The following is a 16,400-nucleotide window of genomic DNA, read 5'->3' on the forward strand; positions in this document are numbered from 1 at the left end:
AACTTTACGTCAATCTGGATGCGCTGCCCTGGATACAGCATTTGTTCATAGGGTTTGGGAACATATTTGGGGTTAGGCGGTTTCACCGGAGTCATCCCTATGCGTTTCAATGTACGGTAAAGTCCGGTAATTGAGCGGCTATATCCACGCTGACGGAGCTTTACCCAGAAAACCACCAACCCGGCCTCTGGATTTCGACGCCTCATATCCTGAATGAGCTTTAATTCCGCAGCTGTATGTGCTTTGGGATGGTGTTTGGGCCTGCGGGATTTATTACGTAAGGACTCCAGTGAACCATCATAACGTCGAAGCCAGCGATACACGTATTGGCGATATGTATTGTATTTGATGGCGGTTTTAGTGACGCCATGCTTCAATGCATATTCGACCATAGATCTACGAAATTTCATAACTTGTGTTATACTGTTCATGCGAGATACTCCTTTGGTAAAAGTTTGTTTTGACGAATTAACTATATCACAAGGGGATCTCGCTTTTTATGTTTTCAATGTGTAACACATGTATTGTAATCCTACAGAAAAATAGGGGAGATAAGCAGGAAATATCTTGCTTTTACATTTTGATTTTGCTAGAATAAAAAAGCATGAGTACACATGACCGTGGATTCTGCATCTGTGCCCCATGTCAGGGTGGCTGCAGAGAAGGAAGCGGTCAGAGGATTTAAAACAGGAGGAATATTATTATGTCAGTTGTATCCATGAAGCAGTTACTCGAAGCAGGCGTTCACTTTGGTCACCAGACCCGTCGTTGGAATCCAAAGATGGCAAGATTCATTTTCACAGAAAGAAACGGAATCTACATCATTGATCTGCAGAAGACCGTTCAGAAGGTTGATGAAGCATATGAATTCGTTCGTGATCTCGCAGCTAAAGGCGAATCCGTACTGTTCGTAGGCACCAAGAAGCAGGCTCAGAATTCCATTCGCGAAGAAGCTGAACGTTGCAACCAGTTCTACGTAAATGAACGCTGGCTCGGCGGTATGCTTACCAACTTCCGCACCATTCAGACCCGTATTGCCCGTCTGAAGGAACTGGAAGCTATGTTTGAAGATGGCACCGTTGAACAGTATACCAAGAAGGAAGCTATGCTTATGCAGCGTGAACTGCAGAAGCTGGAAAAGAACCTCGGCGGTATCAAGGATATGAAGAAGCTGCCAGGCGCAATTTTCGTTGTAGATTCCAAGAAGGAAGAAATTGCAGTTAAGGAAGCCCGCAAGCTTGGCATTCCGGTTATTGCTACCGTTGATACCAACTGCGATCCGGACGTTATCGACTTCCCGATTCCGGCTAACGATGACGCAATCCGCGCTGTTAAGCTGCTGACCAGCAAGATTGCTGATGCAGTACTGGAAGGTCGTCAGGGCCAGCAGGAAGAAGAAGAAACCGCTGCTCCGGCTGCAGAAGAAGCTGCTGAAGACCAGGAATAATTAACAATAGTGAATTACTTTATACAGGGGACTCGCTCATACAGGGCGGGTCGTCCGTTGTATAAAGATAAGCAGTACCGCGCAAGGCAGGCGGGAAAGTTGCCCGATGGTATGGATACATCCGTATCCGGACAGAGGGAATTCCTTTATGGAAATGCCGGACAAACACCTTTTATTATAGTTGGAGGTTATAGAATGATTACAGCAAGCATGGTTAAAGAACTGCGTACCCGCACAGGCGTAGGTATGATGGACTGCAAAAAAGCCCTCACCGAAGCTAATGGCGATATGGAAAAGGCAGTAGATATTCTTCGTGAAAAAGGACTGTCCAAGGCAGCTAAGAAGGCTGGCCGTATTGCTGCAGAAGGTATCGTTGGTTCTTACATTCACGGAAACGGCCGTATCGGCGTTCTCGTTGAAGTAAACTGCGAAACCGACTTCGTTGCTCAGACTGAAGGTTTCCACGCTCTCGTTAAGGATATTGCTATGCAGATTGCAGCAGCAAATCCGCTGTATGTCTCCCGTGAAGAAGTTCCGGCTGATGTTATTTCCCATGAAAAGGAAGTATATCGTCAGGAAGCCCTCAATGAAGGCAAGCCGGAAAAGATTGTTGATCGCATGGTAGAAGGCCGCATTGAAAAGTATTTCAAGGAAGTCTGCCTCCTGGATCAGCCATTCATCAAAGACGGCGACAAGACTATCAATGATGTAGTTCTCGAAGCTACTGTTAAGATGGGCGAAAAGGTTTCCATTCGTCGTTTCACCCGTTATCAGCTTGGCGAAGGCATCGAAAAGAAGCAGGAAAACTTTGCTGATGAAGTAATGAGCCAGATTAAAAAGTAATTTTCGATATCAATAAGAGAACACAGGTGTGTTCTCTTATTTTGCAAATGGGGTGAACTATGTTGGCAGAGAACAAGAAGTATCATAGAGTAATGCTTAAGCTGAGCGGTGAAGCACTGGCCAGCGATAAAGGGTTTGGTATTGATTCCGATGTGGTAAATCGCCTGTGTGAAGAAATCAAAGCGGTTACTAAGGCAGGTATTGAAGTAGCTGTAGTCGTAGGCGGCGGAAATTTCTGGCGTGGACTCAGAGGCAGCGGCGCCGGTATGGACAGAGCGTCCGCGGACTATATGGGAATGCTGGCTACCGTTATGAATGCACTGGCTTTGCAGGATGGACTGGAAAAGCATGGTGTGGATACCCGTGTACAGACCGCTATTGAAATGCGTCAGGTTGCTGAACCATATATCAGAAGAAGAGCCGTACGTCACCTGGAAAAAGGCAGAGTCGTAATTTTTGCAGCAGGTACAGGCAACCCTTATTTTACAACGGATACTACCGCCGCATTGCGTTCAGCAGAAATTGAGGCGGATGTTATGCTCATGGCTAAACGTGGAACCGATGGCGTATATGACGCCGATCCGAAGTTCCATCCGGAAGCGAAGATGTTTACTCACCTTACCTATAGCGAAGTTCTTCAGAAGGAACTTAAAGTTATGGATAATACGGCAATTACCCTCTGCATGAACAACAACATTCCGATTGTGGTCTTTAATATGGATGTTCCTGGAAATATTGAAAAGGCGTGCCTTGGTGAAAAACTTGGCACATTAATCGAAAGGAAATAATCATTATGTACGAAAATGAATTAAAAGAATTAACAGAAAAAATGGACAAATCTATCAGTGCCCTGCAGTCTGAATATGCATCTATTCGTACAGGTCAGGCCAATGCCAGTCTTCTTGACCGTGTATTTGTTGAATATTATGGTTCCCGTACTCCGGTAAACCAGGTAGCATCCGTTACCGTTCCACAGGCAAGACTGATTGTCATTCAGCCATGGGACAAGAGCCTTCTTAAGGAAATTGAAAAGGCCATTCTGCAGTCTGATCTCGGACTTACTCCAATGAATGATGGAAACCTGATTCGTCTGGCTATTCCGCAGCTCACCGAAGAACGCAGAAAGGAACTGTCCAAGGTGGTAAGCAAGAAGTCTGAAGAAGGAAAGATTGCTATCCGTAACATCCGCCGTGATGGCATGGACTTCATGAAGAAGGAAGCAAAGAAGAGCGACGTATCGGAAGATATCATCAGTGCAGTGGAAGATAAGATTCAGAAGCTCACCGATAAGAAGATTAAAGAAATAGAAGACGTAACCGCTAAGAAGATTAAGGAAATTATGTCTGTATAATGAAACATCAAATGGAACCTGGGCTTCCATTTACTGACGAAATGCGGAAGTGGTTTTCCGGGATATATCCTCAGGGAGAAATCTCGGAAAGCCGCGGCCGCCATTTTGTATTGGAGCCAGATAAAAAATATGTAGTGCGAGCCGGAGAACATGCGGTAATCATGCCACGCATGGCATATGGCCGGGAAGCAGTACAGAAGATTTTGGAAATTTACGGTAAGGAGACACAAGTTGTCGGAGAAAAAGACTTGTCCGGAACATGTAGCCATAATACTTGATGGCAATGGACGATGGGCCAGACAGCGTGGACATGAAAGAACCTATGGACATGGGTTTGGCGCGGCCAACGTTAAAAAGATAATTTCTGCAGCGGGAGAAATGGGAATTAAAGTAGTTACCTTATATGCTTTCTCTACAGAAAATTGGAAACGCCCTAAGACAGAAGTGCAATTTCTGATGAAACTCTTTTCTAAATACCTTGTAGAGCAGCTGCGGGATCTGGTGAAGGATAACGTGCAGCTGCACATTATAGGTGATTGCTCCGTTCTTCCTGCAAAACTCAGACAGGAAATTGCGGTCTGTGAATCGGATACCCGTAATAACGATGGTCTGATTCTCAATGTGGCTATTAATTATGGGGGACGCCAGGAAATTCTCCGGGCAGTGAAATCCATTGCCGGAGAAGTCCGGGATGGACAGCTGTCAGTAGAGGATATTACCATGGACACGGTAACAGGCCACCTGTACCCATCCAGTTCTATGGATGTGGATCTCATGATCCGTACAGGAGGAGAATCCAGAATTTCCAATTTCCTTTTGTGGCAGGTTTCTTATGGCGAATTGTATTTCACACCTACGCTCTGGCCCGACTTTACGGCGGAAGAGTTCAGAAAGGCTGTGGAATGGTTCAGCCATCGGGATCGCCGGTATGGCGGCTTGTCGGAGGAATCTAAGAAATGAAGGTTCGTATATGTACAGCCATTGTGGGCATTATTGCGGTATTGGTTCTGGTATGGCTGGGAAGCTGGCCATTCACGGCGGCCTGTGTTGCAGCGGGCATTATCTCATTTCGTGAATATGCCAGGATGATGAAGGAAATTGATGTTCATACTTTCAGTAAATCGGCTTATGCTGCCATCATCATCATGCTTTGCGCATCCGGGTTTTATTCCGTACCTGTGTTCTTTGCGGCAGTATGCCTGTGCTTTATTGTAATGTTTATGATTTGTCTGCGCGTGCAGTTTCAGCAGATGCAGGATCTGTTTTATACCATACTGGGAACGCTGTATGTCGGGATTGGGGTAGGTTCTCTGGTCCTTCTCCGGGGAGGAAGCCATCTGATTCCTTCCGGTGTGGAAAAACTGGACCCGGGAATCTTCCTGATTCTCTTTGCGCTGATTGGTACGTGGGCCAGTGATTCCTTTGCTTATTTTGCAGGGAAAAAATTTGGCAAAACCCATATGGCCCCTCATATTTCACCGAAAAAGACACTGGAAGGTCTCATCGGTGGCGCGGCAGGGGCTATTATCTGCTGTATTCTGTTTTCTGTATATGCAGGATACCCTGTGATATATGGAGGGATACTCGGTATTGTGCTGTCCATTGTGGCACCAATCGGAGATTTGTTTGAATCCTACATGAAACGCGTTTGCGGAATTAAAGATTCAGGGAACCTGCTCCCGGGCCATGGAGGAATGCTGGATCGTTTTGACAGTATGTACTTTGTTGCACCGGTCATGGTCTCTCTGCTTGTTCTTATTCATCAGCTCTGATTTTTATTTTATCGGATAACCGATGCCCTGGCGGCAGATTGCTTATCCGGTAAATAAATGCAAACAGACAGTGGTGAAAATCCGCTCTATTCAGGGCGGATTTTTCTTTTGATAAATATGTTTGGTGAGGTTCTTATGAAACAAATAGCGATTCTGGGATCTACAGGATCTATTGGCACACAGGCGCTGGATGTCATCCGTCTCCATAGCGATTTATTTCATGCACAGGTTCTGGCAGCCAGAAGAAGTGTGGATAAGCTGCTGGAGCAGGCCATGGAGTTCAAACCGGCATACGTGGTTATAACCGATGAACAGGCAGCTGAAGAATTTAAGCGAAAATATACCGGAAGTGCGAAAATACTTACAGGTGAACAGGCGCTTTGTACGGCAGCAGGTCTTCCGGATGTGAATCTTGTCCTTGTGTCCGTGGTTGGTGTAGCCGGACTGGCTCCGACCCTGGCAGCCATTGAGGCAGAAAAGGAGCTGGCACTGGCGAATAAGGAAACCCTGGTAGCCGGAGGAAAACTGGTTACGCTGGCCGCCAGGAAGCATAATGTGCTGATTCGTCCTGTAGACAGTGAACACAGCGCTATCTTCCAGTCCATGCTGGGGCAGGATAGGAAAGGGATTCATAAATTGCTGCTTACCGCCTCCGGCGGCCCGTTCTTTGGAAAGACAAGGAATGAACTGGCTCATGTCACACTGAAAGACGCACTGAAGCATCCTACCTGGAATATGGGGGTGAAGGTTACCCTGGACTCGGCTACCATGTTCAATAAGGGGCTGGAAGTCATTGAAGCACATTGGCTCTTTGATGTGGACTATGATCATATTCAGGTTGTTGTTCAGCCGCAGAGCCTGATACACTCCATGGTGGAATACGTGGACGGCTCGATAATAGCCCAGATAGGTAATCCGGATATGCGGCTTCCGATTCAGTTTGCCCTGACCTATCCAAAGAGATTGCCAAGTCCATCCCATGAATTTGTAGACTGGTCCAGGCTGGCAGGAATTAAGATAGCCATGCCGGATACCCGGGTATTCCGTTCCCTGGGACTTGCGTTTGAAGCGGGGAAGGACGGAGGAGATACAGCTGCTGCGTTCAATGCGGCCAATGAGGAAGCCGTCCGGGCATTTATTCAGGAACGTATTTCCTTCCTTTCCATCTTTGATGTGACGGAAGAAGTCCTGAATCACTGGAAACGGGAAGAAATTCACAGTATAGAAGATATTCATGCCGCGGATGCCAGGGCGCGTTTTATGGCGGAAGAGGCTATTAAGAAAGCAGAATTATGATACATACGATTGTAGCTCCTATAATAGTATTTGCGGTAATTGTTCTGGTTCATGAATTTGGTCATTTTATCATGGCTAAACTGACTGGGATGAAAGTGGAAGAATTTGCCATTGGTTTTGGTCCCAAAATCTGTTCTGTCAGATACGGGGAGACATTATATTCACTCCGGATTCTCCCGCTCGGCGGATTCAACCGCATTATGGGAATGGATAATCAGGAATACACAGATAAAAGGGCGTTTGTGAACCGGCCGGTATGGCAGAAGCTGCTGGTGGTCAGTGCAGGAGCGGCATTCAACATTCTCCTGGCCTTCGCGATTTTTACCGGAGTAATCTGGCATGAAGGCAAGGCCGTCTTCCCCGATTATCCGGTTATCGGTGAAGTTATCAGCGATACTCCGGCAGAACGGGCCGGACTGGAAGCAGGCGACAGGATTCTGTATATAGGAAAGTCAAAGATTGACAAATGGACCGATATACATGGAGCACTGGCCAATGCCGGAAATACCGTACTGGAAGTGCAGATTTCCAGAGCGGGGGTCAGGCACACGGTTACGGTAATTCCTGCTAACCGGGATGGACGTACGATTCTTGGAATTACGGCTTATGTACAGGTTACCCCTGTTTCCTTCACCGAATCCCTTCACATGGCGGCTGACCGGTGTGTTGCCGTTATCGTCGGTGTCGGTAAAGGACTTATGTATATAATTTCCGGCTCTCCACAGGGGGAAGTGGCCGGTCCGATTGGAATTGCCCGAATAGCTGGAAATGTGGCGGATACCGGAATTTTGCCTTTATTGTTGTTCATTGCTATACTGAGTTTAAATCTTGGCGTAATGAATCTGCTTCCGATTCCGCTGCTGGATGGAGGAGTTATTGTATTGACTGTGCTGGAAGGCCTGTATGGAAGAAAGCTTCCGGAGAAGACTCTGTTTTACATACAGATGGCAGGAATTTTTATCCTGGGAGGATTTTTTATTTACGCTATGGCCAGTGATATTACGGCCTTATTCAGATAATCAGATATTACAGATAAAGGTGGTTTTTAATGCGTAAGACAAGACAGGTAGATGTAGGGGGAGTAAAGATTGGCGGCGGCGCACCGGTTGCCATACAGTCCATGAGTACATTCAGTCCTGTGGATACTGCGTATGCAGCGGCACAGATTAATGCGCTGGGGAAGGCCGGTGCAGATATTGTCCGGGTCGCTGTTCCTGATAGAAGGGCAGCGGAAGCGCTGAAAGATCTTAAAGCCCTCGTTTCCATTCCTCTGGTAGCGGATATCCATTTTGACTATCATCTGGCACTTACCGCCATAGATTCCGGAATTGATGCATTGCGTATTAATCCTGGAAACATTGGACGCCGTGAAAATGTGGTTAAGGTGGTAGAAAAGGCTGCAGAGCGGAGTGTGCCCATCCGCATTGGGATTAATGCCGGATCACTCCCGGCGGACCTGCTGGATAAGTACGGCGGGCATCCTACAGCAGAAGGCATGGTGGAAGGCGCTCTGCGTCATGTACAGATACTGGAAGAAGAAGGATTCCATGATATCGTAATCTCGGTAAAATCTACGGATGTACCTATGATGGTCAAAGCCAACCGTATGTTGTCCCAGAAAGTGGATTATCCTCTTCACCTGGGGGTAACTGAAGCGGGAACTCTGTATCGTGGTACAATAAAGTCAGCTATTGGTATAGGGGCTTTGCTCCTGGATGGTATTGGAGATACTATTCGAGTATCCCTGACTGATGATCCACTGAAAGAAGTAACAGCGGCAAAAGAAATACTGAGCTCCACTGGAATGCGCTCCTATGGGCCGACTCTGATTTCCTGCCCAACCTGTGGACGTACACAGGTCAACCTCATTGAGATGGCCAGGGAAGTGGAAGAGAAGATTCAGAAGTTCAGCAAACCCATTAAAGTAGCGGTTATGGGCTGCGCGGTTAATGGTCCGGGGGAAGCAAGAGAAGCTGACTTTGGCATTGCCGGAGGCAAAGGACTGGGACATGTTTTCAGAAAAGGGAAAATCATCTGTACCGTTCCTGAAAATGAACTGATAGACAGACTTATGCAGGAAATAGAAAAATATGAAAAGGGAGAAATTTAGATGTTAGCAAGCAGATTATATAGTCCAACACTCAGAGAAATTCCGGCAGATGCCGTTGTAGTAAGCCATCAGTACATGCTGAAAGCAGGGATGATGCGTAAGATTTCCAATGGCCTGTATGCCTTTTTACCTCTGGCATGGAGATCTATCCGTAAGATTGAAGACATCATCCGCGAAGAAATGGCAAAGATAGGATGCCAGGAAATTATGATGCCTATTGTTCAGCCGGCTGAACTCTGGCAGGAAACCGGACGCTGGGCTGTATTTGGTCCGGAAATGTTCAAGCTTAAGGATCGTCATGACCATGAATACTGCCTGGGACCGACCCATGAAGAACTGATTACCGCGCTGACCCGTATGGATACCTCTTCCTATAAGCAGCTGCCGGTATCTCTGTTCCAGATTCAGAACAAGTACCGCGATGAAAAGAGACCGCGTTTTGGTTTGATGAGAAGCCGTGAATTCATCATGAAGGATGCCTATACTTTTGACGCAGATGAAGAAGGTCTGGATAAGCAGTATAAGCTCATGTATGATGCCTATACCCGTATATTTACCCGCTGCGGACTGCATTTCCGCCCGGTAATCGCAGACACAGGAGCCATTGGCGGCAGCGGTTCTCACGAATTTGAAGTTATCGCAGATGCCGGTGAAGCCGACATTGTATACTGCACTTCCTGTGATTTTGCTGCCAATGTGGAAGCTGTTCAGCCAAAGGCCGTATCTCAGCATATCCATAACGATAAGGAAAAAGAACTGGTATCGACTCCAGGTCAGCATACCATCGAAATGGTATGCGAATATCTGCATGCGCCAGTGTCTCAGTCCATCAAGGCTGTAGTATACAAGCTGGATGACAAGGTCGTTCTGGCTATGGTACGCGGAGACCATGAAGTCAATGAAGTACGTCTCCAGAATATCTACCATGCAGTAAATGTAGGCATGGCATCTGATGAAGATCTGAAGGCCTGTGGTCTTATTGCCGGTTATATCAGCCCGATTGGTCTTAAGACCAGCGATAAGTTTGACATTGTAGTCGACGCATCCGTTATGGAAATGGAAGATGCATGCTGCGGCGGCAACCAGAAGGATATGCATTATATCCATGTCAATCCAAAGCGCGATTTCCCGAATGTACGGGTAGATACCATCCGTCTGATTGACACTCATGATGTATGCCCGGTTTGCGGCGGACATATTGAAATGAAGAAGGGTATTGAAGTCGGTCAGGTATTTAAGCTGGGAACCAAGTATTCAGAAGCATTGGGATGCAATTTCCTGGATCAGAACGGCAAGTCCCATCCAATGGTTATGGGATGCTATGGCATCGGCGTAACCCGTACAGTAGCCGCTTCCATTGAACAGAACCATGATGAAGACGGTATCATCTGGCCAATCAATATCGCTCCTTATGAAGCAGTCATCGTACCATTCAATACAAAGGACGAAGAAGTTATGAAGGCAGCGAAGGAACTGTATGAAGCATTGAACACCAGCCGTGATGAAATTGTCCTGGATGACCGTAAGGGCAGAGCGGGTCCAAAGTTTAAGGATGCTGACCTTATCGGCTATCCGGTCCGCGTTACCATTGGTAAGAAGCTGAAGGAAAATGGCACGGTGGAAATCAAGATTCGACGTACAGGGGAAGTCATCGAAGTTCCATTTGCTGAAGCGGCTGAAAAGGTTAATTCTGTTCTTAACAACCTGCGCGCAGAAAATCTTTAATACAGAAAGAGAGGATACAGCATGAATAAGGATAAGGATTTAAATGAACTCCGCAATGAAATCAGGACCATTGATAAGGAACTGGTAAAGCTTTTTGAGAAACGGATGACCTTATGTCGTGCTGTTGGGGAAACAAAGCTTAAATCCCAGGCGCCTGTCTTTGACGCGGTAAGAGAAGAAGAAAATATAAGAAATCTGACAGCTCTTATCGAAAATGTGACAGACAAAATGTATTTTACCGGCTGGTATCGCTCATTGATGGATATCAGCAAGGAAATTCAGAGATCAATTTGTAAAAAACAGGGATAAACTATGGAAGAACTTTGCGGGACAGTAGAGCGTATCGTATATACAAGTCCGGATGGCACATTCTGTGTCTTGAGGATGAGAGAAAAAGACAGCGGTAAACAGGTGACTGTTACTGGCTCTATGGGAGTGCCTTCGCAGGGGGAATCCATCATGGTACGGGGGTGCTGGACACGGCACCCCCGTTTTGGTGTGCAGTTTAAAGGGCAGTCCATGGAAGTGTCAAAACCGGAAACCTCTGATGAAATCGAAAATTATCTGGCATCCGGCGTTATAGAGGGGATTGGTCCGGCGATGGCAGGCCGTATTGTGGCCCATTTCGGAAAAGATACCCTCCATATCATGGATGAAAACATAGACGCGCTTCTGGAAGTGCCGGGCATCGGGGAGAAGACATTGCAGAAGATTGCCGCCTCTTATGAAGAAGTGAAATCAACAGGCGAACTGATTATGCTGCTCCAGAAAGCAGGAATCTCGCCTCATATAGCTATGGAAATGCAGAAGCTGTATGGGGAAGACGCGGAAGAGGTTATCCGGAACAATCCCTATCGCATGCTTGGTGAAATTCCCGGACTGGGCTTTCGTGATGTGGACAGGCTGGCACTGGCTAACGGTACGGAAAGAGAAGATGAGGAACGTATTATTCATGGCATGTTCTATATTCTGTCACGGTATGCCGTACAGGGACATTGCTGTGCCCCGGAAAGGGCTGTATGCTATGAGGCCTCACGGATGCTGGGACTGGATGAGGAGGTGCTTCGCCATACCGCAGCAGAAGCGATAAGTACCGGCGAAATCCCATCTTGCCAGTTTGAAGACATGGTTTTCCTTTATCAGCCCTCTCTCTATGAAGCGGAAACAGAGTCAGTTTACCGGATCAGAGAACTTCTGGAGACCACAGCGGAAGGTTCGGCGACACTGGCTATTGAAAAGTTTGAAAAGAAAAAACATATAACGCTGGCGCCGGAACAGGTGCAGGCCGTAGAAGCCGCTATGAATTCGGGAATGCTGATTATTACCGGGGGACCAGGTACAGGGAAGACAACGCTTATTCAGGCGATTATTACGGCTGCGGAACAGGAAAACAGGGAAGTACGTCTTATGGCACCTACTGGAAGAGCGGCCAAGCGACTGGCTATAGTGACCGGACGAAATGCTGATACTATCCATAAGGCACTGGAAGCGGAATTATCGGATACAGCCAACCTGTTCAATAAAAATGAGGCAGATCCGCTGGATGAAGATTTAATCATTGTAGATGAAGCGTCTATGATTGATATGTCATTGTTTTATCATCTCATAAGCGCCATAAAGCCAGGGGCCTCCCTGGTACTGGTCGGGGATATAGATCAGCTTCCTCCGGTAGGGCCGGGGGCTCCGCTGAAGGATCTGATTGCCTGGGGAGAGGTTCCGGTTATCCGTCTCCAGCATATATTCCGTCAGGGCGAAGGCAGCGGTATTATCATCAATGCTTCTCGTGTGCGGGAGGGACAGGTTCCGCAGTCTGATGAGAATGGAGAGTTCGTGTTCAGAAAGGTATCCTCAGAGCAGGAAGCCTTTCAGCAGGTGATGGAGCTGTGCAGGGATTGCCATTATGAGTACGATCAGAATAAGCTGACCATGCAGGTACTTTCTCCAATGTACAAAGGCATCTGCGGTGTGGATCATCTGAATGAGGCTATTCAGATGGCAGTGCATGGATCCAATGAGAAAATCACCGGATTTCTACCTGGGGATAAGGTAATGCAACGCCGGAATGATTATGAAAAAGGCGTATATAATGGGGATATTGGTGTAGTGTGGGCCGTTACGGATGGAAAAATCAGCGTATCTTATGACGATAAAGAAGTTACTTATGAAAAAGAGGAACGGCGGGATATTCAGCTTGCCTATGCCATAACGGTGCACAAGAGCCAGGGGTGTGAATATGATACAGTCGTTATGGTTCTTTTACCGACTCAGTATGTGATGCTGCAGAGAAATCTGCTGTATACAGGAATTACCAGAGCCAGTGGCAGAACCATACTGATAAGTACGGATGAAGCGATAGCTAAAGCTGTAGCTACTCATAAGATGGCAGGGCGATGCAGTCTGTTTTTGCCATTGCTTAAAGGAGAGGCCTTATGCTGAGATTTTTCAGGTATTTTCTGGAACTGGTGTATCCTTCCCGGTGTCCGGGATGTGGGAAACTAATTCACACAGGGGGAGATTTGTGGTGCTGGCAATGTCAGACACAGGTATGGAATCCCCGCATGATCCGGTCTTCTTACACAGAGCATCTGTCAGGATGTTATACACTGACTGATTATGCAAAAGGGATGAGAAAATGTCTGATTGATCTCAAGTTTAACCATAAGGTGTCTTCTGCCCGTGGATTTCATTTGTTTCTGGAGAAATTTCCCTGGTGGGATAGTCTGGCTGACTTTCGTGTGGCAATTCCGGTGCCGCTTTCCATGGAGCATGCCAGGCAAAGAGGCTATAATCAGACGGATATAATTTTTGAGGACTGGATGATAAAACAGGGGAAGACCTATTTATCTGATGGAATAATAAAGATTCGTAACACGGTTCCTCAATCGCAGCTTCTTCGAAATGACCGAAGACATAATCTGGAGCATGCTTTTCATGTCAACCGCGATGTATCATTGAAAGGGGAAAAAGTGCTTTTGCTCGATGATATTTACACAACCGGTTCTACGATGGAAGCGGCAGCCAAAGCACTGAAGATGGCTGGTGCCAGTGAGGTTACCGGGATGGTTATGGCAAGTAAGGCGCCCTGATGCTTTTGGTGGCGAGTATTTTATCGTGAAACTTTCAAAGGACATCTTTTCTGGATTTCAGTAAAGATGTCCTTTTCTGATGCTTTTGACCATAAATTGAAAGATAAAAGCTGATAATAGAATGTGTAAATTTCTACTCAGCTCATGTGTTATAATTATTTTATAAATACAAAAAACAAATAAATTACAGTTCGGGTGGCGTATGAAAGGAGCATGTCAGATGGAGACTTCAACAGAGGAAAAGCTAAGGCATCTGCTGAAAAATAAAAAAATTCTGGGAATTGCAGCGGTTATACTGCTTATTGTGGGCAGCATACTTGGGTATGTACACTACAGACATACTCCCTAATATGCACTTTCTCTGATTCAGGATGCGGTGAAATCGCATGACTGGGAAACATTCAGCAGACATGTGGATATGGATACGCTGACCTCGTCGACATATGATCAGATGGCTGATTACTTTTTCAGTAATGATCAGGATCTACAGGATTCACCGTTTGCCAGAAATTTAGTTCAGGGCATGGTTATCTCACTTAAGCCATCGGTTGTCGAGTCTATGAAAGAAGGCGCCCGGGATTACATTAAAACTGGAAAACTGAATGGAGCACCGGAAAAGGAGAACGCAGGAAATCAGGCTGATCAGGCAGCCAGAAACCTGGAAAAGAAGTCCGGAATATACATGTTGACATTAAAAGAGGTTACAGAAACAGAAAAAGCGGATGGACTGGCCTCTGTTGGACTGAAATTCCACAGTGTGAAACTGAATCATGATTTTACCATCCGGATTAAGATGCGTCAGCTTCAGGATGGAACATGGGAAGTGGTCAGCATAGAGAACCTTAAAGAGTATCTGAAAGAATTTACATCGTCTTATCAGGCAGCCCTGGATAAGGCCAATAAACCAATTCAGAAGAAAATTGACAGTCAGATAAAAATAACAGGTTTGTCTGCGGAAATCGTACCAGGAGATGAATTTGGATTCAGTAAGCGTCTGGTGATTACTGGCCAGATGAAGCTGTCTGGAAACAAGGTTATCAATAAAATTGATGGCATAATTAAGGCCAGAGAAAATAATGGCAAAGTACATGATATTTTCTTTAATAACATTGAGATTGAGCCAGATTCTGACGGGACAGGTTCAGAAGAATTCGCGATTGGAAGAGAATTAAATCCATTTATAGAGTCGGATAAGAAGTTGGAAGATATGAATCTGTCTGCACTTCAGCTTACCTGCCATGTGAGTCGGATTGTTTACAGTGATGGCAGCACATTGGAACTAAAAACGTCACTTAATTGATGGAAAGCTATAATTGAAAGAAATAAGAAGAAAGGCGTGAAATTATGAAGACAATAAAGAGGATACTTCTTATCCTGATTCTTACGGCAGTGGGAATGGTGCCAGTATCAGCGCATATGTTCAGCGGGAATAACTGGACCTGGTTATACTCAGATAGTGAAGTCAGTGTGTATTTAGGCAGATATTATTATGATGTAGATCGTGATCAGCTTAGCTGTAATCTGGGATATCGATACCCGGCTCAAAATTCTTGCCGGGTTGAATTTACAACATTTGATTATTATTACAAAAAATATATAGTTACATATATAGAAGAATATGATGATCAGGGTCATGAGCTAGATTCCTACAACACCAATGCCGGATGGGAAGATGTGGAAGCGAATGATGGAACATTCATGGGGATGCTTATGCAGAAAGCAGCGGATAACTCATCGAGGGATTACCAGTTATTGTATTATGACCCGAGAACACATCCGCATAAATCGCACAAATAAAAATGAGATAGAATTGGCAGGGAAAACGAAGAATGAAGCCATAGATAATGGCATATAATGCATTGAGTGACATCTGCTTATAGATGCGTATCTCAGATGTAGTAAAAATCATACAGGGATGAACCGAATGCTCATTCCTGTATGATTTCTTTACTATTTGAGAGGACTCACACTCAGAATATTCTGGAAAGCAGATTTTACCTTGCTAGCATGCAGAAACGTATGATTGACAACTAAATTGGTCAGGTCACATTCAAGACGGCAATCCTGCAGCTAGAGACCGTGCAATATTTGCAGATTGCAGGAATGAAGTGGAATGTTCTCTTTTGCAAAGGATGAGCATGCGAAAGCCAATTAACGGAAGTATGCAGCACGTTTCCCGTTCTGGAGAGAGAAGGGGACCAGCCTGCGGCTGGTGGAAAGTAGAATCCTCTATGTTGGGATACAGGAAGGCGTGCTGATATGCTCCGTCAGAAGTCAGACTGGTGCCATTAAACTTTCTAATATTGCTTGCACAGCGCATGGCTTAGTGATATTATCATATTCGCCGCTGATGAGGCGGCCACTTCCGGAAAGCGGTTCAACCGCGTTTCCGGAAGACATCGCAAAAAAGCACTTGACATTATAAAGCAATACATGCTAATATAATGGAGTCGCTTAGAGCGATTGGTTCTTTGAAAACTGAACAGTACAGCGAACAATAAAGCCGATGTGCGGATAAGAAATTATCCCGCAATTTAAAGAGTAAATAGGCAAGAAATAATCGAGCCAAACAAACAATCTATCATGGAGAGTTTGATCCTGGCTCAGGACGAACGCTGGCGGCGTGCTTAACACATGCAAGTCGAACGGGAAGAAAAAGAAGAGCTTGCTCTTTTTTGGATTCTAGTGGCAAACGGGTGAGTAACACGTAAACAACCTGCCTTCAGGATGGGGACAACAGACGGAAACGACTGCTAATACCGAATACCTT

17 protein-coding genes and 1 rRNA gene are annotated in these 16,400 nt (G+C 45.8%); 17 read left to right on the forward strand and 1 reads right to left on the reverse strand.

Going from position 1 to position 16,400, the window contains the following annotated elements; genetic code table 11:
• On the reverse strand, positions 1-431 hold a 431-nt coding region (locus BLQ79_RS07650), incomplete at its 3' end, for a helix-turn-helix domain-containing protein (protein WP_143270124.1).
• Positions 432-703: 272 nt separating this feature from the next.
• Here BLQ79_RS07650 and rpsB point away from each other — a divergent pair.
• The 17 genes from rpsB to BLQ79_RS07735 all read left to right on the forward strand — a co-directional run.
• On the forward strand, positions 704-1,447 hold the full coding sequence (gene rpsB, locus BLQ79_RS07655) for a 30S ribosomal protein S2 (protein ID WP_091365469.1): 744 nt from the start codon (positions 704-706) through the stop codon (positions 1,445-1,447).
• Positions 1,448-1,642: 195 nt separating this feature from the next.
• Entirely contained in the window at positions 1,643-2,290 is a 648-nt protein-coding gene (tsf, locus tag BLQ79_RS07660) for a translation elongation factor Ts (RefSeq protein WP_091365500.1), read from the forward strand.
• A 59-nt stretch (positions 2,291-2,349) separates the two neighbouring features.
• Complete coding sequence (pyrH, locus tag BLQ79_RS07665) at positions 2,350-3,078, forward strand: UMP kinase (RefSeq protein WP_091365471.1); 729 nt, start codon at positions 2,350-2,352, stop codon at positions 3,076-3,078.
• A 5-nt stretch (positions 3,079-3,083) separates the two neighbouring features.
• Positions 3,084-3,641 (forward strand): ribosome recycling factor, encoded by a 558-nt coding sequence (frr, locus tag BLQ79_RS07670; protein WP_091365473.1) that lies wholly within the window; start codon positions 3,084-3,086, stop codon positions 3,639-3,641.
• Positions 3,642-3,872: 231 nt separating this feature from the next.
• Positions 3,873-4,601, forward strand: coding sequence for an isoprenyl transferase (locus tag BLQ79_RS07680; RefSeq protein WP_091365476.1), 729 nt, complete (start codon positions 3,873-3,875; stop codon positions 4,599-4,601).
• Positions 4,598-5,413, forward strand: coding sequence for a phosphatidate cytidylyltransferase (locus BLQ79_RS07685; protein ID WP_091365478.1), 816 nt, complete (start codon positions 4,598-4,600; stop codon positions 5,411-5,413). Before BLQ79_RS07680 ends, BLQ79_RS07685 begins: the two co-directional genes overlap by 4 nt.
• Positions 5,414-5,548: 135 nt before the next feature.
• Positions 5,549-6,709 carry a 1-deoxy-D-xylulose-5-phosphate reductoisomerase gene (locus BLQ79_RS07690; protein ID WP_091365481.1) on the forward strand — a complete coding sequence of 387 codons (1,161 nt, stop codon included), beginning with the start codon at positions 5,549-5,551 and terminating at the stop codon, positions 6,707-6,709.
• Positions 6,706-7,728 carry an RIP metalloprotease RseP gene (gene rseP / locus BLQ79_RS07695; RefSeq protein WP_091365484.1) on the forward strand — a complete coding sequence of 341 codons (1,023 nt, stop codon included), beginning with the start codon at positions 6,706-6,708 and terminating at the stop codon, positions 7,726-7,728. The genes BLQ79_RS07690 and rseP overlap by 4 nt, the downstream gene beginning before the upstream one ends.
• Positions 7,729-7,757: 29 nt before the next feature.
• On the forward strand, positions 7,758-8,819 hold the full coding sequence (gene ispG, locus BLQ79_RS07700; protein ID WP_091365486.1) for a flavodoxin-dependent (E)-4-hydroxy-3-methylbut-2-enyl-diphosphate synthase: 1,062 nt from the start codon (positions 7,758-7,760) through the stop codon (positions 8,817-8,819).
• Positions 8,820-10,544, forward strand: a complete 1,725-nt coding sequence (locus tag BLQ79_RS07705; protein ID WP_091365488.1) for a proline--tRNA ligase — start codon at positions 8,820-8,822, stop codon at positions 10,542-10,544.
• 21 nt (positions 10,545-10,565) lie between these two features.
• Entirely contained in the window at positions 10,566-10,853 is a 288-nt protein-coding gene (locus BLQ79_RS07710; protein WP_091365490.1) for a chorismate mutase, read from the forward strand.
• Positions 10,854-10,856: 3 nt separating this feature from the next.
• Entirely contained in the window at positions 10,857-12,980 is a 2,124-nt protein-coding gene (recD2, locus tag BLQ79_RS07715; RefSeq protein ID WP_091365491.1) for an SF1B family DNA helicase RecD2, read from the forward strand.
• On the forward strand, positions 12,974-13,630 hold the full coding sequence (locus BLQ79_RS07720; protein WP_091365493.1) for a ComF family protein: 657 nt from the start codon (positions 12,974-12,976) through the stop codon (positions 13,628-13,630). The genes recD2 and BLQ79_RS07720 overlap by 7 nt, the downstream gene beginning before the upstream one ends.
• Positions 13,631-13,850: 220 nt before the next feature.
• Positions 13,851-13,979 carry a hypothetical protein gene (locus BLQ79_RS08465; RefSeq protein WP_268761837.1) on the forward strand — a complete coding sequence of 43 codons (129 nt, stop codon included), beginning with the start codon at positions 13,851-13,853 and terminating at the stop codon, positions 13,977-13,979.
• 12 nt (positions 13,980-13,991) lie between these two features.
• Positions 13,992-14,930, forward strand: a complete 939-nt coding sequence (locus tag BLQ79_RS07725) for a DUF2939 domain-containing protein (protein ID WP_143270125.1) — start codon at positions 13,992-13,994, stop codon at positions 14,928-14,930.
• Positions 14,931-14,974: 44 nt separating this feature from the next.
• Positions 14,975-15,427: a hypothetical protein gene (locus tag BLQ79_RS07730; protein WP_091365497.1), complete on the forward strand. Its 453-nt coding sequence runs from the start codon at positions 14,975-14,977 to the stop codon at positions 15,425-15,427.
• Between the two features lie 783 nt (positions 15,428-16,210).
• Positions 16,211-16,400, forward strand: a 16S ribosomal RNA gene (locus tag BLQ79_RS07735); the annotation flags it as partial.

Origin of the sequence: Dialister histaminiformans, assembly GCF_900103425.1 — a bacterium.
GTDB lineage: Bacteria > Bacillota > Negativicutes > Veillonellales > Dialisteraceae > Allisonella > Allisonella histaminiformans.